We start from the raw sequence: 19846 nt of genomic DNA on the forward strand, positions 1-19846 counted from the left end.
TGTCTATTTCTAAGTCTGCAGCTGTGTTTTTGATCTGGTAACACCCGTGTTAGGTTGCTGGCAGCCATGGTCCTGCAGGAGAAAACTAGAATAAATGTCTGACTTGTGGGGCGGATTAACACAAGCCATTTGGTTGTTGGTGACCTTGGATGCTGATCTGGTCGAGATCAGTCTGCGGTCGCTACAGGTGACTTTGACCGCGCTGTTAATTGCCTCTGCATTTGCGCTGCCATTTGCGGCTTTTCTGGTTGTGCGCAGGTTCCGAATGCGCCGCATGACGATTGCAGTGCTGAACGCATTGATGGGCCTGCCGCCAGTTGTTGTTGGTCTTGTAGTTTATGTGTTCTTGTCCCGCTCAGGCCCATTTGGGGTCTTTGGGCTGCTGTTCACACCATCTGCGATGATCATCGCTCAGGTTATCATTATTGTTCCACTGATCGCTTCAATCGCGCATCAATCACTTCGCGAATTGTGGGGGGATTATCACGACCTACTAATCTCGATGAATACCACGCAATTTCAACGCATACAGGCGCTGCTATGGGATGGCCGCAGGGCACTTTTGACCGCGGCGCTGGCCGGGTTCGGACGTGCTATTGGTGAGGTCGGTGCGATTATGATCGTTGGCGGCAATATCGACCATGCCACGCGCGTTCTAACGACGGCCATTGCGTTGGAAACTGGCAAGGGAGATTTTGCTCTGGCCTTGGCGCTTGGTTTTGTGCTGATCGCACTGGCTGTAACAGTAAACCTGTTGATCCACCGGTTGAGCCATACTGAGAGTGAGGGGCGCTGGTGATGCAAATGTTCCCGCTAGAGGCGCGTCAGGCCATAGTGCGACGCAAAGGCAAGGTGCTGGCTGGTCCCATTGATCTGACTTTGCAGGGGCAGGGCGTCACGATCGTCATTGGACCCAACGGTGCTGGTAAGACCTCATTGCTGAAAATGTTGCATGGAATTGCTCGGCTGCACAGTGGTAGCCTAGAGTGGGCCTGTCCAACGGTCGAGGCGCGGAAACGGCAGAGTTTTGTTTTCCAAAGACCAGTGATGATGCGACGTTCAGTGGTTGAAAATATCGCCTATCCTTTGCGCTTGATCGGTGTTGCAAAAGCGGAGGCCAGACAGCGGGCGCAAGAATGGGCTGTGCAGGTCGGTTTGGGTCACGCGTTGAAGCAGCAGGCTACATTGCTGTCCGGTGGTGAGCAGCAAAAGCTGGCGCTGGCGAGGGCCTTGATCCGTGATCCTGCAGTGCTGTTTCTGGACGAGCCTTGTGCCTCGCTGGATGGACGCGCCACTCGTGAGATTGAAGAGATCCTAATCCGGGCTGCAGCCAATGGCACGCGGTTGATCATGTCGACCCATAACATGGGGCAGGCTCAGAGATTGGCAGATGAAGTCATTTTTGTTCTGCACGGAAAAATTCAAGAGTTCGCACCGGCGGACCAGTTTTTTACCGGACCAGAAACCAAACAGGGACGCGCGTTTCTTAGAGGAGATATTGTAGAATGAAACGAACGTTGATCGGAGCGATCGCTGCTCTTTCATTGACCACGGCATCATTTGCCGAAGAGATGAAAATGGCTGTGACCACCTCTTTTCATAACTCGGGGCTGTCGGATGTTCTTTTGCCAGCAATTCAGAAGGATCTGGGCCTGGAGGTCCAGCTGTTAGTAGTCGGTACTGGCCAGGCGATACGATTGGGTGAGGCCGGTGATGTGGATGCTATCTTGGTTCACTCTAAGGCAGCCGAAGAGGCGTTTTTGGCTGGTGGCTATGGTACGCACCGTCGTGAAATCATGTATAACGACTTTGTTCTGATTGGTCCCATGGAAGACACCGCCGGAGTGTCGGCTGCTGTGGATGCAAAGGAAGCCTTGCAGAGTGTTGCAACTGCTGAGGCGGTATTTGTCAGCCGGGGAGATGACAGCGGGACGCATAAAAAGGAGTTGAGCCTTTGGGCGTCGGCTGAGCTGCATGCCGAGGCGTTTGGTGACTGGTACACTTCTGTTGGAGCAGGGATGGGCGCGGCCTTGAACACGGCATCGGGGATGAATGCCTATATCATGGCTGACCGGGCCAGCTGGCTGAACTTTGGCAACAAGGGGAGCCTGGCCCTGTTGTTTGCCGGTGATCCGGTGTTGTTCAATCAGTATGCATATATCCCGGTGAACCCAGAGATACATGCGCATGTAAAAAGCGATCTTGCCGAGGAATTAGAGACTTGGCTGGTTTCGGATCGCGCGAAGGCACTGATTGATGGGTATAAGATCAACGGCGAGACATTGTTTGTGTTCAATGCTGTGCAGCAATAGGCGGCCGTTAGACTTTTGAAGTTTGGATCTTGAGGAGGTCCCGGGGCGCTGCCCCGGACCCCGAAGTATTTTTAGCAAAAAGAAGGCTTAGGCGTCGATGTCGCCGTGGATCGCAAACTGGTCGAGGCCCGCTTGTTGAGGTTCAATCACGCGGAATGCCTCTTTTACACCAGCGGGTGTGAGTTCACGTGATACGGTAAGCAGTGTGTTGGGGGCATGACCGTCGCAAAGGTCGCGCATTTGATGGAGTTCTTCTTTGGCAAAGGGGCGGGCTGCCTCTATGTTTGGGGCGCCGTAGATCTCTACAAATTGCTGAGCCAACATTTCGGATAAACGATCGAATTCATCCGGTTCAATCCGGGTCGCAGCGACAAAAGTAACCCTGCCTGCAGTCTCCAAGCCCATCCAGCCATTGGCAAAGGCCTGACGTGGTTTGCCGATCAGGTCTGCCTCTGTCCAGTTGGAGAACTCAAAGCCGCCTGAGATGCACCATTCGCCGGTGCGTGCCGGGCTGGCAAAGACGTTCTGGTCGCTTTCATCTAGATGGATCGCGCGGGCAAGCTGCATTAGGGGGTCTCCAGCAGGGTCGTCAGGGGAATTAAATGGGTGGTTTCCTCGTCACGCAGAAGCATGCCGAAATCTTGGTCTATGCCAAGAAATGTGCCGGGCATTCCCGCTTGGACAGTGTCCTCTCCAATGCCGTGGGCAAGGCCGCGCCATTCGGCGTGCAGGGCCTTGGCGTCACTGTCTTCCCATCGGGTAATCCAGTGCAAGCTGTGCCGGGCCCAGCTTTCGAGGAGCGCTGGGGCTTCGACATCAGCGCAGCCTTCGGCGTAGAGAGCGGTTTCATCGGGTGTGTTGCCGCTGTCCTGAGAGGCGGGCCAGAGTGGAACCTCTAGCCCAATGACCAGCCAGTCAGGGGGGGTGTCCGGGTCGGTGCTGCTGGCGGCGCTTCGCAGGGCACCGCAGCGTGCGCCGTTGACGCGTATTTGTCCCTGCCATTCCAGATGCACAGCAACTTCGGGTGGGGCCAGAGCGCCTAGAGCGTTCTGGAACCCCACACCGCAGGTGGGCAGCATTGCCATTGCCTGGCGCAGTGGCACCTCGGGTGCAAAGACCAGTGCGGCACGCAGGCTATCAGCAGCCAGATTGTACGTTACCAATCCGGCATCGCAGCCCAGAATTGCCTTCTTGCACGCGGTGCCGAAAGGGTCTTCATGACCACTGACTTCATGGCCTGACAGTAAAGGCGGAAAGGCGACCTCGCTCATGCAGCGCCTCGTTCCACCAAAGTCTGGGCAATGGATTGAAACACTTGAGCCTGAGGGCTGTCGGGTTTGCTGACCACAATGGGTGCGCCGCCGTCCGAGGCTAGCCGCACGTCCAAGTGAAGTGGGACCTCGGCCAGTAGTGGCACGTTGAGTTTGTCGGCTTCGGCAGCCACTCCTCCGTGGCCAAAGACGTGTTCCTCGTGGCCGCAGTTGGAGCAGATGTGTGTCGACATGTTTTCGATCATGCCAAGGATCGGCACATGCAGCTGGTTGAACATATCGATACCCTTGCGGGCGTCAATCAACGCCACGTCTTGAGGTGTCGATACGATGATTGCGCCATCGACTTCGGCCTTTTGCGCCAGTGTCATTTGTACGTCGCCGGTTCCAGGCGGCAGGTCAACGATAAGCACATCAAGCGCCCCCCATTGCACTTGCATCATCATCTGTTGCAGTGCGCCCATCAGCATCGGGCCACGCCAGACGACGGCCTGATCCTCGTTGGTCATCAGCCCGATCGACATCATGGTGACGCCGTGATTCCGCATCGGCAAGATTGTCTTTCCATCCGGGCTGGCCGGACGCCCCGAGATGCCAAGCATACGTGGTTGAGATGGGCCGTAGACATCCGCGTCCAGCAAGCCGACGCGACGGCCCTGAGCGGCCAATGCACAGGCCAAATTAGCCGAGACCGTGGACTTACCCACACCGCCTTTGCCCGAAGCCACCGCAATGATGCGATCAACGCCAGGGATTTTCTGTGGCCCCTGCGGCTGGGCTGGCTTGGATGGCTTTAGATCAGGTGGCGGCGTTTTGGCCGCGTGCCCTGTCAGTAGCGCAGATACCTTATCGACTCCTTCAAGCGCTGTGACAACTTTTTCGGCAGCATCCCGTATGGGGCCGTATGCATCGGCCTTGGCGGGGTCGATTTCGAGGACAAAGCGCACTTCGGCGCCGTCCACGGTTAGGGCGCGCATGATGCCGGCCTCAACGATGTCGTTACCGCTGATCGGGTCAGAGATGGTTTTCAATGCGGCTAGGACGGTTTCACGGGTGAGAGACACGTTGGCCTTGCTCCTTGGGATGTGGGGGTGCTTGACGAATAGGTTCTAGATTTTTACCGTTTCGTATGACCCGTCTGATTGTTCTGATTTATGTCTGCCTGAGTTTTGCACCGATTGCACGGGCGGATGACAGGTTGGTACGGTTGTTTGCTCCGGCGGAGCTGGTCGAGAGCGGTTTTCTAAAACATCTGTTGCCGCGCTTTTCGTTGAAGACCCAAGTCCGGGTCTTGATCGTGTCCAAGGGGCAGGCGCATGATATTGCGTTTGGGGCAGAGGGGGTGGCGGTCTTCGTTGGGCCTGATACAGCTTGGCACATGCAGGTTCTGGCGCCGCAGCATCCTGGCGTGCAGCGGTTTACTAAATGGCTTCTCTCGGACGTTGGTCAACGCACTATCACCAGTTATGCGCCTGATAGTGTTCAGATGTTCGACCTGCCTCGGGAACCTGATACAGATTCGCCCGAACTGGAGTTTGTCGGAGACGTCGCCACGGGGAGGGACCTGTCGCGTCAATTGTGCGGACGGTGTCATGTGGTGTCGGAGACGGAGCGGATGAATGATATCGGTTCGACCCCATCGTTTTTTGTGCTCCGAACTTTGGCGAACTGGGCTGATCGGTTCCAAACATTTTATGTCCTGAACCCGCACCCTTCCTTTACGCAGGTTCAAGATGTGACCGCTCCTTTTGCTCATACCCGACCACCGCCGATTGTGCCCCTGGAGATGACCCTTGATCAACTGGAAGCAATCCTTGCATATGTTGCCCGGCTGGAGCCGGCTGATTTGGGCGCGCCTTTGCAGCATCAGTGATCACGGCGCTTGCTAAGGTAGTCGTCGGTAGTGCGTACCTGAGGGCGATCGCCACCTTTGAAGGGGGCATTTTTTTGGTGATATTGAGCATCGACACGACAATTGTCACACATTCGGATCATTCGGGCTGCGTCTGAGCTCTGGAACATTGCATGTTTGCCAGCCAGTTTTTCGATGATCTTGTCGACGGTCGACTTTACCCCGAACAGGGCACCACATTCGATGCAGGCACAGGGTTCTTCTTCGTGCAAAACCACCTGTGACAAGGCGCTGTCGGATAGGTTTAGACGTGGTTCAAGAGATATCGCCTTCTCGGGGCATATGGTGGCGCAAAGGCCGCATTGCAGGCAGGCATCCTCTTGGAAACGCAGCTGTGGCAGGTCCGGGTTGTCACCCAATGCACCTGAGGGACATAGCGACACGCAGGACAGGCATAGGGTACAGGCGTTTGGATCGACCAGCACTGCGCCATAAGGGGCGTCAGCGGGTAGTGGCATTAGTTCAGACGCAGGTGCCAATGACTTAGCGGCCTGGCGGGTGATTTGACGGCGGTTGCCCATTGGCCGAACCGCCTCTGCTAGGGCTGCGGGAATCTCGGCGTCAAACAGTGCTTCGCTTAGTGCGTCAGGATCGATGTGGTCTAGCAAAGCCGATTTACCGCCGCCAATTGCGTTGGCAAGGGCCACTTCGCGTTCAAGTACCTCCTGCTCGGAAGTGGGTGCTAGCAGAATGTCTACCCAAGCAAACCCTGCGGCCAAAGCCGCAAGGATTTCAGCGTGGCCAAATGTGTTTATGGCCTCAACCTCCAGCGGCACGACATCGGCGGGCAACCCACGTCCGTAGCGCGCAGCATAGCTGATCATCTGCCCGCCATGGTCATTGACCACCAAAAGGCGTGGCGCGGTGCCTCCAGCCCCAAGAAAAGCTGTCGCAAGTGTCTGAATACGGCGCATTAGGCTCTCGGTGGGCGGAGCATCATATGTCAGCGCACCTGATGGGCACAATGTAGCGCAAGAGCTGCAGCCAGCACAGATCATCGGGTCGATGCTGACGTGGTCGCCTTTGGCAGTGATTGCGCCGGTTGGGCAGATGTCCAGACAGTTACTGCACCCAGTCTGACCTGCGCGTGAATGGGCGCACAAAAGCGGTTCATTACGCACATACAGCGGTTTTTCGAATGTCCCGACCATCTGCACTGCCTCTAGTACAGCGTCAGCCACCGACGGGGCGTGCTTTGGATCAGCACGCAGGTAACCCTCACGTTTTTCAGGCGCGGGGAACAGTGATGTATCTCCGCTCAGGTCTAGAATAATATCGCAGCTGGTGCGCCCACCATCACGCGGTTCATTCCAGCCCCAGTTGCGTCCTGTGGGTTCCAGCTGTTGCAGCGCATCAAAACGCAGATCGAACTGTCCTAACGCTCCCGAAGCATGGCTAAGCTTCCCGCGGATTACCTCGAATGCGCGGGTCATTGGGGGATCGGTCCCATCGTCCAGCAGCACTGTAACCGCCAGCGTTTCCTGTAATTTGGCTGCGGCCTCCAATGCAATTTCGGACGGTCCAAGGATCAGGCACACGCCTTCCGAGATTACATCAATGCTCTTGGCGGCTGGGACGGAAAGTCCCGCTTCGGCGATCAATGCGGACATTTTGGGTAGTGTTGAGCGGGTATCATCGCTCCACCCGGCCCGGTCACGGAGGTCTAAGCAAGAGGGCGAGGGGGCCTCAATTTCGGCTGCCAACTCCTCAAAAATCTGCTGTTCTTGGGCACAACAAATTGTTGCTTCACCCCCGGCAATCGCGGTTGCAGTGGCCTCGATCTCACTCGTGCACAGCGCCGAATGCAGCTTGGAACAGCTTATCCCGGTTGCCTGCGAAAGGCCCTGGGCGTCGATTGATTGTGATCCTGAACAGTCACATAAAATCAGTTGCTTAGCCATATATTCCTCGCTTGCATTTAGGCTGGCAGATGGGGCGAAACTCACCAAATCCGAACCTCAAACTAGGCATGATTCTGTAGGCTCGTAAACCAGTTTTGGAATCATGAAGCGCGCCAAAGTAGCGCGAATCAGGGCAGGTGATTCGAATAATATGCGCGCTTTCTATTTGTTGAGTGAATTAGTCGAATTAGACAAAACGACCGGACCGTTACACTGGGATAAAACGGTCGCCCCAAATTGTCCGGATATGAAGAAATAACGGGATTTCGCAAAAACCAGCTTTGGAAAACGCAGGTGGCTGCTGCAACCTGACAGCGTAAACCAGAAAACGGGGCCGCAACGGCGTGATCCACAATCCAGACAAATTCGACACGATGCCGCTTGGCGTTGTGCTGCGACGCGCACCAGGTGTCACTCGGTGGGCTGAGTATTCGTGGAAAGCCGTTGCCGTCCTCCCCGGCGCGGCGGAAGCGAGCTGGCAAGTGCTGCGCGAAGAGAGTGGAGTGAACGAGTTCCACGCCGCCACACTGCCTCTGGAACTTCATGGGTCAGATGCCGAGGCCTATCTGCATGGGCTCAGCACTAAAGTCCCCTGTATCTACGTCGTGTTGCGCGAAAGTGATGACGTGACGCATCCGCTTGAGGTGACATTGGTCACGGCCTCGCCCTATGAAGCACAGGACTATGCCGACAGCAGCGAAGAGATTGTCGAAAAAGTGCCGATGCCAGATGGTTTGATAGCCTGGGTTCGGGATTTTGCGCAGATGCACCACCACGAGGAAAAGTTCAAGAAACGTCGTCGCGATAAGACCGACATCGGTGCCACCGAAGATGGCATCGGTGATGCCCGTATATCCCAGATGGCTGATGTCTATCGCTCGCCTGTGCAGGCCAAGAAGGAACGGCTGCAATGAGAGGTGGTGACTTCTGGGCCCGCCGCAAGGCTGCAGTTGAGGCCGAAGCTGCTGATGAAGCACGTGTCAAAGCTGCCGAACTGGCCGAGCAGCGCGACGCCGATTTGTCGGAAAAGAGCGATGCAGAGATCCTTGCTGATCTGGAATTGCCAGATCCCGAACAACTGGGTGAGGGTGATGACTTCACTGTGTTCCTGACCGAAACCATTCCGGCCCGCATACGCACCCGTGCCCTGCGCCGGTTGTGGTTGACTAATCCGGTTCTGGCTAACGTCGATGGGTTGGTCGACTACGGCGAAGATTTCACTGATGCCTCTTGCGTAGTTGAGAACATTCAGACCGCATATCAGGTTGGTAAGGGGATGACCCACCATGTCGAAGAAATGGCACGTCAGGAAGCTGCTGAAGCCGAAGCGCTAGAGGCGGAAGGCGTCGAAGCCGACAACGATGCGTCGACGGAAGAAGAAGCCGAAGAGATCCCAACAGAACAGCTAGAGCAACTCGAAACAGTGCCGACTGTGGCGGTTGCCTTTGCACCATACGAACCCGAGGTGGATGATACCCCCGCCTTTGTTGCCCCGCGCCGCATGCGTTTTGCGTTTGAAGACGAGGTAGCCACGACATGACACAGGAGACTCCAATGACAACTACGGCCCAACAGGTCCAAGTGATGGAAGAGGATCGCCTGCGCGCGGATCTATACAATTTCCTGGGTCTTCTGTTGTCCGCACCGCCGGAACAAATGCTGCTGGAACAAACCGCAGGCCTGTCCGGTGACGAAGGTGATCTGGGCACCGCGATTAACGCGCTGGCCAAGCTGGCAAGCCTGTCTAAACCCAACACGGTTGAAAGCGAGTTCAACAAGCTGTTCATCGGAATGGGCCGTGGTGAGTTGCTCCCCTATGCGAGCTATTACCTGACTGGGTTCCTAAACGAAAAACCACTGGCCTTGCTGCGGCGCGACATGGCTGCACGCGGTCTGACCCGTGCGCAGAACGTCTATGAGCCGGAGGACAATATCGCCTCTCTGATGGAAATGATGGGCGCGCTTATCGTTGGCCGTTTTGGCGAGCCGGCCGGCTTGGCTGACCAAAAGGCCTTCTTCAATAAACACATCGGCCCCTGGGCCAGTCACTTCTTTTCAGATCTCGAGAGCGCCAAGAACTCGGTCCTTTATGCCGCTGTCGGCGCAGTTGGCCGGGTATTCATGGAGATCGAGACCGAAGGCTACCGAATGAGCGCGGAGCAATCCGCATAATTGGACGGGCAACCGTCTTTCACCAATGGGGAGGAGAATTCTCATGACAAGAAAGACCGAGGAGACATCAAGTCGCCGCGACTTTCTGAAGTTGGCCGCAACGTCGGCACCGCTGGCAGCGGTGGCTGTAGCGACCACCGGGGGCGAGGCGCAGGCCGCAGAACCCGACCTGTCATCAAACAAGATGCAGGATACGGCGCATACTCGCGCTTACCTTGACAGCGTGCGGTTCTAAGTAACCGGACGCCATAATTCACTGCAGGCAACTGGTTGCGAGACGCCCGACCGCCTGCTGCTTTTTGTTAACCTAGCAAGCCCGAATTAACGGGTAGCAAGGGAGGTTATAATGCTTAGGAAAAAGACCAACGGGGTTGCGAGACGCCCCCAGCGGACAAGTATCCTCTCCAAGGTCGCGGATAGTTCCGTTGATCGCCGCACATTTTTGCGCGGTTCAGGTCTGGCCATTGGTGGCTTGACTGCAATCAGTGCCACTGGCGGGTCAGTGACCCAAGCCAATGCGCAATCCGCAGCTAATAGTGCGGTTGAAACTGTAAAATCGGTCTGCACCCACTGTTCGGTCGGTTGTACCGTTGTTGCCGAAGTTCAGAATGGTGTCTGGATCGGGCAGGAACCAGGATGGGACAGCCCATTCAACCTAGGCGCTCACTGTGCCAAAGGGGCTTCGGTTCGTGAGCACGCTCACGGTGAACGCCGCCTGAAGTACCCGATGAAAAAAGAAGGTGGTGAGTGGAAGCGCATCAGCTGGGAGCAGGCGATCGACGAGATCGGCGGCGGAATGATGGACATCCGCGAGGAAAGCGGACCTGACAGCGTCTACTGGCTCGGCTCGGCCAAACACAGCAACGAACAGGCTTATCTGTTCCGCAAGTTTGCAGCCTATTGGGGCACCAATAACGTCGACCACCAGGCGCGTATCTGTCACTCGACCACCGTTGCTGGCGTAGCCAACACATGGGGCTACGGCGCCATGACCAACAGCTACAACGACATCCACAACTCCAAGGCCATCTTTGTGATTGGCGGCAACCCTGCCGAGGCTCACCCAGTTTCCTTGCTGCACATCCTGAAAGCCAAAGAGCAGAACAATGCACCACTGATCGTATGCGATCCGCGTTTTACACGGACTGCCGCGCATGCTGACGAATACGTCCGTCTGCGTCCTGGTACCGACGTCGCATTGGTCTGGGGTATTCTGTACCATATCTTTGAAAACGGCTGGGAAGACCGTGAGTTTATCCGCACCCGTGTTTGGGGCATGGATCAGATTCGGGATGAGGTCAAAAAATGGAACCCAGAAGAGGTTGAGCGAGTAACGGGTGTTCCCGGTTCTCAGCTGCACCGGGTTGCTAAAACATTGGCCAACAACCGTCCCGGCACCGTGATCTGGTGTATGGGTGGTACACAACACACCACCGGTAACAACAACACTCGCGCTTATTGTATCTTGCAACTCGCGCTGGGCAACATGGGCGCAAGCGGCGGCGGAACCAACATTTTCCGTGGTCACGATAACGTTCAGGGCGCAACCGACCTTGGCGTACTGTCCCACACTCTGCCGGGCTACTACGGTCTGTCAAAAGGCGCATGGGCCCATTGGGCGCGTGTTTGGGATGAAGATCCCGATTGGCTGAACAGTCAGTTCGACATGCTGAAAGGTGCTGACGGCAAAGACAAGTCGCTGCAGAACCTGAAGGGTATTCCGGTCAGCCGTTGGATTGACGGCGTGTTGGAAGACAAAGACAACATCGACCAGCCCAACAATGTGCGGGCAATGGTTCTTTGGGGTCATGCGCCAAACTCGCAGACCCGTGGTCCGGAAATGAAAACAGCGATGGAGAAGCTGGACATGCTGGTCGTGATCGACCCGTATCCCACCGTCTCGGCTGTTTTGCATGACCGTACCGATGGCTGTTACCTGCTACCGGCCTGTACTCAGTTCGAAACCCGCGGGTCCGTGACTGCGTCTAACCGGTCGTTCCAGTGGCGTGATAAAATTGTTGATCCGCTGTTTGAAAGCAAAACGGACCATGAAATTATGGGTCTGTTTGCTAACAAGTTCGGCTGGGCTGATCGCTTCTTCCGCAATATCGAGATGGAAGACGAAAACACGCCAAATGTTGAAAGCGTCACACGCGAGTTCAACAAAGGTCTGTGGACCATTGGCTATACCGGTCAAAGCCCTGAGCGCCTGAAAAAGCACATGGCCAACCAGCATACCTTTGACCGCACCACTTTGCGGGCAGTTGGTGGTCCGGCAGATGGAGACTATTACGGTCTGCCATGGCCATGCTGGGGCACTGCCGAAATGAACCATCCCGGTACACCGAACCTGTACGACATGTCCAAGCCGGTTTCTGAGGGTGGTCTCACCTTCCGTGCCCGTTTTGGTGTGGAACGGGACGGCGACAACCTGCTGGCCGATGGCGTCTACTCGGTGAACTCGGAAATCCAAGACGGATATCCGGAATTCACCATGCAGATGCTGATGGATCTGGGTTGGGATGGTGATCTAACCGACGAAGAACGCGCATCGATCGATGCCGTGGCTGGTCCAAAGACCAACTGGAAAACTGACCTCTCGGGCGGTATTCAGCGGGTTGCGATCAAGCACGAATGTGCTCCGTTTGGTAACGCCAAGGCCCGCGCCGTTGTGTGGACCTTCCCGGATCCGGTGCCACTGCATCGCGAGCCGCTGTACACCAACCGTCGGGATCTGGTCGAAGACTACCCAACATACGAGGACCGTCAGTCGTATCGTCTGCCAACCCTCTATGCTTCGATCCAGAAGAAAGACGTGTCCAAGGACTTCCCAATCATCCTCACATCCGGCCGTCTGGTCGAGTATGAGGGCGGCGGCGAAGAAACCCGGTCCAACCCATGGCTGGCCGAGTTGCAGCAGGACATGTTTGTCGAGATCAACACCCGTGACGCCAACAATATCGGCGTTCGTGACGGTGCTCAGGTCTGGGTCGAAAGTCCTGAAGGCGGCAAGGTCAAAGTAATGGCCATGGTCACAGAACGGGTCGGCGAAGGTGTAGCCTTTATGCCGTTCCACTTTGGTGGGCATTTCCAGGGTAAGGACCTGCGGGATAAGTATCCTGATGGGGCTGATCCCTATGTGTTGGGCGAAAGCTCAAACACGGCTCAGACCTATGGTTATGACGCAGTCACCCAAATGCAGGAGACAAAATGTACTCTCTGCAGCATCAGCGCAGCATAAGGAGAAATAAAGATGGCAAGAGCTAAGTTCCTCTGTGATGCCGACCGCTGCATTGAATGCAACGCCTGTGTCACTGCCTGTAAGAACGAGCATGAGGTGCCTTGGGGTATCAACCGCCGCCGTGTTGTCACGATCAATGATGGTAAGCCCGGCGAACGGTCGATCTCTGTCGCCTGTATGCACTGTTCGGATGCACCCTGCATGGCCGTATGTCCGGTGGATTGTTTCTACCAGACAGACGACGGTGTGGTGCTGCACTCCAAAGACCTGTGCATCGGCTGTGGCTACTGCTTCTACGCGTGTCCGTTTGGCGCGCCGCAGTATCCGCAAGCGGGTAACTTTGGCAGCCGTGGCAAGATGGACAAATGTACCTTCTGTGCCGGTGGCCCCGAAGAAAACCACTCCACTGCCGAGTTCGCCAAGTATGGCCGCAATCGGATCGCAGAAGGCAAACTGCCGATCTGTGCCGAAATGTGTTCGACCAAGGCGCTGTTGGCCGGTGACGGTGATGTCGTCTCTTCGGTGTACCGCGAACGCATTGTGTCTCGCGGCTTTGGCGCTGGTGCTTGGGGTTGGGGCACTGCCTACGACCAAAAGGGCGAATAATCTGCGTTAACAGTACCGGCGGCTTTGACAGTCGCCGGTGCCTCCGTATCCGGAATTTTTGAAAATCCCGGCCCGTTTTCTGTCTCAGGAAACGGATGATCTAATTGTTTACAGAATGTCGAGGACCCGATGCGCGTTCTTCTTTGGCTCTTGGTTTGTTTGACCATGGCTATGCCTGCGACGGCACAGACCACCCCTGATCGTACTGCCACTGGCGGTGCACAAACCCTTGCCGATATCATGGCCCGCCAAAATGGCGAGGCGGTGGACGATGCCTTTCGTCGCGACAACATAGGCGACCCTGCTGGTACGCCGGGTGTATCGCACTTGGGCACTCGGGGCGGTGTCTCGGATCCCGAATTCTGGCGCGGCCTGCGCTATGGATCCGCAGATGTTACCGTCTCTGCTGGCGGCGAGGTTGCCACGGTTCTGGTACAGGACGGCGGTATGAAATGGCTGACTTTCCGAGCAGGGCCCTTGCGCCAATATGGCGGCTGGCTTCTGATGGGAACCATTGCCTTGCTGGTGGTGTTCTACGTCTTGCGCGGAAAAATCTTGATCGACGGTGAAAAGACAGGCCGTACCGTGACCCGGTTCAAGGCCTTTGAGCGTTTTGGCCACTGGTTGTTAGCTGGGTCGTTTATCCTGCTGGGCATCACCGGGTTGTTCAACCTGTTCGGTCGGATCTGGATTGCGCCCTATCTGGGCAAGGAGGCCAACGCGACCCTGCTGGAACTGGGCAAATGGGTCCACAATAACGTCGCCTGGGCCTTTATTGCCGGGCTGGTCATCATCTTTGTCATGTGGGTCATTCACAATCTGCCGAACCGCACCGATCTGGTCTGGATCAGTCAGGCTGGTGGTATCGTCGGTAGCAAACACCCTCCGGCCAAGAAATTCAACGCAGGCCAGAAGGTGATTTTCTGGTCGGTGGTCCTGTTTGGTGCTTCGATCTCAATAACCGGGCTCTCGCTTCTGTTTCCCTATGAATTGCCCCTATTTGCCAAGAGCTTTGCACTGGCCAATGACATTGGCCTGTCTGGTCTTCTTGGTCTGGGTGAGTTGTCAGAAACACTTGCGCCTCAGGAAGAGATGCAGTTGGCCCAACTGTGGCACGCCATTCTGGCCTTTGTTTTAATGGCGATCATTATTGCGCACATCTATATCGGTTCAGTTGGTATGGAGGGCGCCTACGATGCCATGGGCAGCGGTGAAGTTGACGAGGCCTGGGCCAAACAGCACCACAGCATCTGGCTGGAAGAGGTTCAGAATTCACCTTCCGGCAAGCAGGCAAACGACTGAAATAGTGCGGGCGTTTGATCGTTCGTAAAGATACACCAGATCTGCTAGCCTCTGGCTGTGGGTCTGGCCTGAACCAGTCCAGTATCACTCTTTTCCTCGATGGAGATCTAAAGCCATGAAAGCCATGTTGACCGGGTTTGCCGCCATATTGGTAATTGCCGTAGGCGCAAATTTCCTGCTGCAGCAGGCTGGATTTGCCTCACACCAGAAACATTCCGGGTCTTCTGTCCGGTTGGATGTAGTACACTAATGCAAAAGACCGCAGCGAGCGACGAATATGGCGAGAGCCTGGCCGGTGCTTCGATCCTAGTGATCGATGATGAGCCGGGAATGCGTAATTTCATGACTAAGATCCTGACGCCACGTTGCAAGCGGGTGGAGCAGGCGGCCTCGGCGGCTGAGGCCAGTGCCATTCTGGATCAATCCCATTTTGACCTGGTCGTTCTGGACAACATCATGCCGGGCAAAACTGGATTGGAATGGGTGCAGGAACAACGACGGGTGGGGCTGTTTGCCGATACTATTCTGGTCACCGCCTATGCCGATCTTGAAACCGCCATTCAGGCGCTGCGTTTAGGCGTCGCCGATTTTGTGTTGAAGCCCTTCAGGGCCAATCAAATCCTCAACTCGGTGGCGCGTGCCCTAGACCGTAAATACTTGCGGCGCGACAACTACCTGCTAAAGCATGAGCTTTCCGCCGAGGGCTCAGCTGCGCGAGGTCGCCTGTTGGGAAAATCCGCTGCGATTTCTCAGGCCCGCGAGATGCTGACCCGGCTGGCCCCGTTGCCAACACCGGTCCTGTTCACGGGGGCCAGCGGGACGGGCAAGGAAATCGCTGCCCGTACCCTGCATTCGCAGTCTGAACGCGCCGGTAAACCTTTTGTTGCGGTTAATTGCGCAGCCATCGCACCAGACCGGATCGCACATGAGTTGTTTGGCATGGTGGACGATCAGGACCGCCGCAAGGACGGTTTGTTTCTGCACGCAGATGGAGGAACTCTGTTTCTGGACGAGGTGGCTCAGATGCCAGATCAAGTGCAGGCCGCCTTGCTGCGTGTGCTAGAGGATCAGCGTATTCGGCCAGTTGGGGCAGAACGTGACATTCCGTTGAACTTGCGATTTCTTTTTGCCACTAACGCCAATTTACAGCAGGCTGTGGCCGAGGGGCGTTTCCGCGCGGATCTATATCACCGCATCAATGTGGTGGAGATAGTTATGCCGCCGCTCCGTGAGCGGGTCGAGGATATCGTCGAACTGGCCTCTCTGTTCATGGAACAGTTTTCGGTCAAATTGGGCATGCCTGCGTTGGAGTTGAACGAAGAGACCCTGCTGAAGTTTAGTCGTTATGATTGGCCGGGCAACGTGCGCGAGTTGCGCAACCTGATCGAGCGTTCGGTGATCCTGGGCGAGATCCCAGAAGAGTTTTCGGGCACCGGGTCGATCACAGGGGCCGCTGCAATCGAGACTTTGGATTTGGTCACACAGCGCCATATCATGCATGTTCTGGATGCCTGTGATGGAAACCGGGCCGAAGCATCGCGTCGCTTAGGTGTCTCGCGCAAGACCATTGACCGCAAATGCGCCTCTTGGGGGTTCTGAGGTGCGCTGCCCCTCTTGCCCGTTCCGGGCAATTCACCCCGGGATACTTCTGGCCAGATGAAGTTTGGACCCCAGCCCAGCTGCTGTTCATGCGGCTGCAGGCAACCAAATGCTGAACTCCGCACCTGAGCAGTCGCAGTTACGGACTGAGATCAGCCCGCCCGCTCTTTGTATAAGGGTCTGGCTGATCGACAACCCCAAGCCGGTGCCTTCGCCCAGTTTAGTGGTATAGAACGGGTTAAAGACGGAGCTGATGTCTTTAGAGGTGATACCCGTCCCACTGTCAGCTACGCTGAACTGGACCCCAGCTTGGCCATCGCGTTCGTTGGGGCTAAGGCTCAATGTGATGTCTCCGGCACCACTCATGGCTTGCGCTGCATTCATCACCAGATTGATGACCACTTGCTGCAGTTCTCCGGGGTTGATCCTGACTGGTGGCGCTTCTTGGAAAGCTCTGTGGACAGTGATGTCTTGTTTGGAAATGACATGATCGACCAGAACCAGACAGTCCTCGACCAAGGGTGCAATTTCAACGCTTTCCTCGAAGGCGCCGAATTCGGTGGGACGGGCAAATTGCAGCAGCTTGCCGACAATGGCATCAATGCGCAGCACTTGGTTGTCGATTAAGTTCAGCTCGGTTTCGATTTCGCTGGCCTGATCTTCGAGTGTCATGCGAATGACATCCACGTTGCCCTGGATCACCGCCACCGGGTTGTTGATTTCATGCGCAACGCCTGCGGTGATTTCACCGATCGAGGCCAGCTTTTCGCTCATTGCCAGCTGTTTGAAGGTTTCCTCTAGCTTGCTGTTGGCGGCACGTAATTCAGTTGTACGCTTGTCGACACGGGCGTTCAGTTCTCCGGCCCAGTCCCTTAGCGCCTTGTCGCGATCCTGAACCTGATCGAGGAGGGTATCAAGGTGAGCCGCCACTTGGCCAATCTCATCGTGGCTGCCGACAGCGCCGTTGCGCGCGGCCAAGTCACCGAATTCAACGCGTTTCATAGTTCGGGTCATTTGTTCAAGCGGCGAGAATATACCCTTGGCTAACCACAGAAACAGCGGTGCTGAAATAGCCAGAACACCGATGAACACAGCTACAATGGTCCAATAGGCTGCCCGTTTGGCTGCTTGATAGGGGGCTTCGAGAAAACCAACATAGAGCATTCCAACATGCCTGCCAAAGCTGTCGGTCAATGGCAGGTAGCCCGAAATGTACCAGTCATTGACCACAAATGCGCGATCCAGCCAGGTCTTTCCCTGGTTCAATACTTGGTTACGAACCGAGGCCGAAACGCGGGTGCCGAGGGCACGCACATCCTCGAACAGGCGAACGTTGGTCGAAATCCGGGTGTCGTCCAGAAACAGAGTAGCTGTTCCCTGACGGTTTTCGCCAGCGCTGTCGCTGAGGTAGACGAGGGCATTAATGGTATCGATGAAGTCGAGGTTTCGGTTCAGCAGGATGCCACCAACCAGAACACCTTCGTGGCCCAGTACGGTAACTGGAGCGGCCGAATGGACGACCATGCCGCGGTCTTCGGCTGAGCGTGATGTTGGAACTGCTGCTTCGGTTTCGATTAGCGGAATGCGGGCCCGTTGCTGGAGTTCAGGTGATAGAGCATCAAGGTCCTGGGCAGAGAAGATATCGATTTGTGAGCTCAATGCTCCGGCAGCAGCGGTGGCAATCACAGGCCAGTTGGAGGATGGGGCAGAAAGGTCTTCACGGGGGAGGAAATACAGGAAATCAAGTTGAAGCGCGATGCGGCGTTGGTTTAGGAACCTCTGCCTTTCGCGGTCTGGCGCAAGCAGGACTTCGGCGAACAGCTTCGATTCCGAAATGCTGCGAATATCGGTGCCAGTGCTTGTCAGAATGCGGCCCAGATATTGTTCCGCTATGCGCAGATCACTGTCGACATTGGCAATGAGCATGTCGTCGTAATCCGCGTTCCAACGGGTCATTGCCAGCACCAACAACAGAGGCATCAGCACGCTAAGTGGTAACAGAGCAAGGAGTAAAAGGCGGAGCCGGACAGATCTCACAGTGGATTCCCAAGATTAATGGGCTTGTCCCTATAGCACGCCCCGTAGTGTGGTGCAGTGTGCCACTGGTTCTGTAGGCAAGCAAGGTCTTGGGGCCTGTGGCATCTCGCAGAACTTGAAGAGCGCACGTTTACAAAATGGGGCGCTGGATTGGGACGGCTGGTGCCGAACATTTGAAATGAAACCGCCCGCTTGCAACTGCAAACGGGCGGTCTGAGAAATAGGATTTGGGAAATCGCACTTGTCGTTAGCTGACGAGCGACATCCGCTCGGCCCGCATCAATTGGCCCATTGTTCGACCAGTATCGACCATACGATTGGAGAAGCCCCATTCATTGTCGTACCAAGCGACGACACGGACCAGACCGCCGTCAGTTACTTTGGTCTGAGCAGCCGCAAAGCACGAGGAATGTGGGTCGTGGTTGAAATCGATCGAAACCATCGGGTCCTCTTCGTAGGACAGAATGCCCGCTAGGTCGCCGTCTACAGCAGTACGGATGGCTTGGTTGATGGCATCAACTGTGGCTGGGCGCTCCGGGACGAAACTGAGATCGACCAACGATACGTTCGGGGTTGGAACGCGGATCGCAGATCCTTCTAAGCGACCTTTTAGGTGCGGCAAAACTTCGGCGATGGCTGCTGCGGCGCCTGTCGATGTCGGGATCATCGAAACCGATGCCGCGCGGGCCCGGTACAAGTCTTTGTGGCTGGTGTCGTGAGTTGGCTGGTCACCGGTAAAGGCATGGATCGTCGTCATGTAGCCGGTCTTGATGCCAAAGGCAGTGTCAAGAACCTTGGCAACAGGCGCCAGGCAGTTGGTGGTACAGGACGCGTTGGAAACGATGATGTCATCGGCTGTTAGGTCTTCGTGATTGACACCAAAGACAACAGTCCGGTCGATGTCTTTTCCAGGTGCCGAAATCAGCACGCGCTTAGAGCCGTTTTTCAGGTGCTTTCCTGCCGAGTCGCGCGTGGTGAACAGCCCGGTGCATTCATAGGCCACATCGACATCTTGCCATGGCAGCTCTTCCGGGTCGCGAATGGCAGTCAGATTAATGCTGTGACGGCCTACATTCAGCTTGCCGTCAGACAAAGTGATCGGGATGCGAAGGCGCCCATGAACACTGTCGTATTTCAGAAGATGTGCAAGGGTTTCCGGCGGCGAGAGGTCATTGACGGCCACAACTTCGATATCGCTGGTGTCATTCTCGATCAGCGCACGCAAAACACCTCGGCCGATCCGGCCAAATCCATTGATAGCGATTTTAAGGGGCATAGGGACAACTCCGCAAGGGTTCCGAAACTGGTACTGATTTTCTGTGTAGTCAGAGATCGCCGTATCGTTATCGCTAACAGTAACAGAAATCAACCCCTGATGCGAAGCTGTGATGCCTACTGTAATCCTCGAGAGTTCAGGTCACACTATAGACGCGTACGACACAAAAAAGCCCCCCGGCGCGAACCGAGGAGCTTAAGCCGTGAGTGGCTTTCGT

19 protein-coding genes are annotated in these 19846 nt (G+C 55.9%); 13 read left to right on the forward strand and 6 right to left on the reverse strand.

The window, feature by feature from the left end; translation table 11 throughout:
* Positions 1–94 precede the first annotated feature (94 nt).
* Genes DL239_RS15625 through DL239_RS15635 form a run of 3 tightly spaced genes read left to right on the forward strand, consistent with a single transcriptional unit; the run spans position 95 to position 2312 of the window.
* A complete protein-coding gene (locus DL239_RS15625) occupies positions 95–799 on the forward strand; it encodes an ABC transporter permease (protein WP_167685036.1) in 705 nt (234 codons plus the stop codon).
* The gene (locus tag DL239_RS15630; RefSeq protein WP_167685037.1) at positions 799–1509 is read left to right on the forward strand and encodes an ATP-binding cassette domain-containing protein; all 711 of its coding nucleotides are present in this window, start codon (positions 799–801) and stop codon (positions 1507–1509) included. Before DL239_RS15625 ends, DL239_RS15630 begins: the two co-directional genes overlap by 1 nt.
* Positions 1506–2312, forward strand: a complete 807-nt coding sequence (locus DL239_RS15635; protein ID WP_167685038.1) for an ABC transporter substrate-binding protein — start codon at positions 1506–1508, stop codon at positions 2310–2312. The genes DL239_RS15630 and DL239_RS15635 overlap by 4 nt, the downstream gene beginning before the upstream one ends.
* Before the next feature lie 87 nt (positions 2313–2399).
* On the opposite strand, the gene DL239_RS15640 is transcribed toward DL239_RS15635, so the two are convergent.
* The 3 genes from DL239_RS15640 to DL239_RS15650 are packed head-to-tail and all read right to left on the reverse strand — an operon-like array spanning position 2400 to position 4647.
* Positions 2400–2879: a DUF6505 family protein gene (locus DL239_RS15640; RefSeq protein ID WP_167685039.1), complete on the reverse strand. Its 480-nt coding sequence runs from the start codon at positions 2877–2879 to the stop codon at positions 2400–2402.
* Entirely contained in the window at positions 2879–3583 is a 705-nt protein-coding gene (locus DL239_RS15645) for a biotin/lipoate--protein ligase family protein (protein ID WP_167685040.1), read from the reverse strand. The genes DL239_RS15640 and DL239_RS15645 overlap by 1 nt, the downstream gene beginning before the upstream one ends.
* Positions 3580–4647: an Mrp/NBP35 family ATP-binding protein gene (locus DL239_RS15650; RefSeq protein ID WP_167685041.1), complete on the reverse strand. Its 1068-nt coding sequence runs from the start codon at positions 4645–4647 to the stop codon at positions 3580–3582. The genes DL239_RS15645 and DL239_RS15650 overlap by 4 nt, the downstream gene beginning before the upstream one ends.
* Before the next feature lie 65 nt (positions 4648–4712).
* On the opposite strand from DL239_RS15650, the gene DL239_RS15655 reads away from it, so the two are divergent.
* Positions 4713–5456 carry a hypothetical protein gene (locus tag DL239_RS15655; protein ID WP_167685042.1) on the forward strand — a complete coding sequence of 248 codons (744 nt, stop codon included), beginning with the start codon at positions 4713–4715 and terminating at the stop codon, positions 5454–5456.
* Here the strand turns inward: DL239_RS15655 and DL239_RS15660 are convergent.
* On the reverse strand, positions 5450–7396 hold the full coding sequence (locus DL239_RS15660; protein ID WP_167685043.1) for a 4Fe-4S binding protein: 1947 nt from the start codon (positions 7394–7396) through the stop codon (positions 5450–5452). The two genes, DL239_RS15655 and DL239_RS15660, sit on opposite strands and share 7 nt — an antisense overlap.
* A gap of 374 nt (positions 7397–7770) precedes the next feature.
* Between DL239_RS15660 and DL239_RS15665 the strand changes: the two genes are divergently transcribed.
* The 9 genes from DL239_RS15665 (at position 7771) to DL239_RS15700 (ending at position 16316) form a co-directional block, all read left to right on the forward strand.
* Positions 7771–8310, forward strand: a complete 540-nt coding sequence (locus DL239_RS15665) for a DUF3305 domain-containing protein (RefSeq protein WP_167685082.1) — start codon at positions 7771–7773, stop codon at positions 8308–8310.
* Positions 8307–8936 carry a DUF3306 domain-containing protein gene (locus DL239_RS15670; protein WP_167685044.1) on the forward strand — a complete coding sequence of 210 codons (630 nt, stop codon included), beginning with the start codon at positions 8307–8309 and terminating at the stop codon, positions 8934–8936. Before DL239_RS15665 ends, DL239_RS15670 begins: the two co-directional genes overlap by 4 nt.
* 14 nt (positions 8937–8950) lie before the next feature.
* On the forward strand, positions 8951–9568 hold the full coding sequence (locus DL239_RS15675) for a TorD/DmsD family molecular chaperone (protein ID WP_439650872.1): 618 nt from the start codon (positions 8951–8953) through the stop codon (positions 9566–9568).
* Between the two features lie 43 nt (positions 9569–9611).
* Positions 9612–9803 carry a twin-arginine translocation pathway signal protein gene (locus DL239_RS15680; RefSeq protein WP_167685046.1) on the forward strand — a complete coding sequence of 64 codons (192 nt, stop codon included), beginning with the start codon at positions 9612–9614 and terminating at the stop codon, positions 9801–9803.
* A 111-nt stretch (positions 9804–9914) separates the two neighbouring features.
* On the forward strand, positions 9915–12809 hold the full coding sequence (locus DL239_RS15685; RefSeq protein WP_167685047.1) for a formate dehydrogenase subunit alpha: 2895 nt from the start codon (positions 9915–9917) through the stop codon (positions 12807–12809).
* Positions 12810–12821: 12 nt separating this feature from the next.
* Positions 12822–13415, forward strand: a complete 594-nt coding sequence (fdh3B, locus tag DL239_RS15690; RefSeq protein WP_167685048.1) for a formate dehydrogenase FDH3 subunit beta — start codon at positions 12822–12824, stop codon at positions 13413–13415.
* 129 nt (positions 13416–13544) lie between these two features.
* On the forward strand, positions 13545–14717 hold the full coding sequence (locus tag DL239_RS15695; RefSeq protein ID WP_167685049.1) for a formate dehydrogenase subunit gamma: 1173 nt from the start codon (positions 13545–13547) through the stop codon (positions 14715–14717).
* A 115-nt stretch (positions 14718–14832) separates the two neighbouring features.
* Positions 14833–14967 carry a hypothetical protein gene (locus DL239_RS21810; protein WP_255456301.1) on the forward strand — a complete coding sequence of 45 codons (135 nt, stop codon included), beginning with the start codon at positions 14833–14835 and terminating at the stop codon, positions 14965–14967.
* Positions 14967–16316: a sigma-54-dependent transcriptional regulator gene (locus DL239_RS15700; protein WP_167685050.1), complete on the forward strand. Its 1350-nt coding sequence runs from the start codon at positions 14967–14969 to the stop codon at positions 16314–16316. Before DL239_RS21810 ends, DL239_RS15700 begins: the two co-directional genes overlap by 1 nt.
* Positions 16317–16403: 87 nt before the next feature.
* On the opposite strand, the gene DL239_RS15705 is transcribed toward DL239_RS15700, so the two are convergent.
* Positions 16404–18353 carry a cache domain-containing protein gene (locus DL239_RS15705; RefSeq protein WP_167685051.1) on the reverse strand — a complete coding sequence of 650 codons (1950 nt, stop codon included), beginning with the start codon at positions 18351–18353 and terminating at the stop codon, positions 16404–16406.
* A gap of 247 nt (positions 18354–18600) precedes the next feature.
* Complete coding sequence (gap, locus tag DL239_RS15710; RefSeq protein WP_167685052.1) at positions 18601–19629, reverse strand: type I glyceraldehyde-3-phosphate dehydrogenase; 1029 nt, start codon at positions 19627–19629, stop codon at positions 18601–18603.
* Positions 19630–19846 lie beyond the last annotated feature (217 nt).

This window comes from Parasedimentitalea denitrificans, from assembly GCF_011813015.1.
Classification (GTDB): domain Bacteria; phylum Pseudomonadota; class Alphaproteobacteria; order Rhodobacterales; family Rhodobacteraceae; genus Parasedimentitalea; species Parasedimentitalea denitrificans.

What these genes read in the sequence shown, in the direction of transcription:
- DL239_RS15695 (WP_167685049.1), top strand. Translation starts at nt 13,545, where the DNA reads ATGCGCGTTCTTCTTTGGCTCTTGGTTTGTTTGACCATGGCTATGCCT.
- DL239_RS15640 (WP_167685039.1), bottom strand. Translation starts at nt 2,879, where the DNA reads ATGCAGCTTGCCCGCGCGATCCATCTAGATGAAAGCGACCAGAACGTC.
- fdh3B (WP_167685048.1), top strand. Translation starts at nt 12,822, where the DNA reads ATGGCAAGAGCTAAGTTCCTCTGTGATGCCGACCGCTGCATTGAATGC.
- DL239_RS15670 (WP_167685044.1), top strand. Translation starts at nt 8,307, where the DNA reads ATGAGAGGTGGTGACTTCTGGGCCCGCCGCAAGGCTGCAGTTGAGGCC.
- DL239_RS15645 (WP_167685040.1), bottom strand. Translation starts at nt 3,583, where the DNA reads ATGAGCGAGGTCGCCTTTCCGCCTTTACTGTCAGGCCATGAAGTCAGT.
- DL239_RS15660 (WP_167685043.1), bottom strand. Translation starts at nt 7,396, where the DNA reads ATGGCTAAGCAACTGATTTTATGTGACTGTTCAGGATCACAATCAATC.
- gap (WP_167685052.1), bottom strand. Translation starts at nt 19,629, where the DNA reads ATGCCCCTTAAAATCGCTATCAATGGATTTGGCCGGATCGGCCGAGGT.
- DL239_RS15630 (WP_167685037.1), top strand. Translation starts at nt 799, where the DNA reads ATGCAAATGTTCCCGCTAGAGGCGCGTCAGGCCATAGTGCGACGCAAA.
- DL239_RS21810 (WP_255456301.1), top strand. Translation starts at nt 14,833, where the DNA reads ATGAAAGCCATGTTGACCGGGTTTGCCGCCATATTGGTAATTGCCGTA.
- DL239_RS15655 (WP_167685042.1), top strand. Translation starts at nt 4,713, where the DNA reads ATGACCCGTCTGATTGTTCTGATTTATGTCTGCCTGAGTTTTGCACCG.
- DL239_RS15685 (WP_167685047.1), top strand. Translation starts at nt 9,915, where the DNA reads ATGCTTAGGAAAAAGACCAACGGGGTTGCGAGACGCCCCCAGCGGACA.
- DL239_RS15675 (WP_439650872.1), top strand. Translation starts at nt 8,951, where the DNA reads ATGACAACTACGGCCCAACAGGTCCAAGTGATGGAAGAGGATCGCCTG.
- DL239_RS15700 (WP_167685050.1), top strand. Translation starts at nt 14,967, where the DNA reads ATGCAAAAGACCGCAGCGAGCGACGAATATGGCGAGAGCCTGGCCGGT.
- DL239_RS15625 (WP_167685036.1), top strand. Translation starts at nt 95, where the DNA reads ATGTCTGACTTGTGGGGCGGATTAACACAAGCCATTTGGTTGTTGGTG.
- DL239_RS15680 (WP_167685046.1), top strand. Translation starts at nt 9,612, where the DNA reads ATGACAAGAAAGACCGAGGAGACATCAAGTCGCCGCGACTTTCTGAAG.
- DL239_RS15635 (WP_167685038.1), top strand. Translation starts at nt 1,506, where the DNA reads ATGAAACGAACGTTGATCGGAGCGATCGCTGCTCTTTCATTGACCACG.
- DL239_RS15665 (WP_167685082.1), top strand. Translation starts at nt 7,771, where the DNA reads ATGCCGCTTGGCGTTGTGCTGCGACGCGCACCAGGTGTCACTCGGTGG.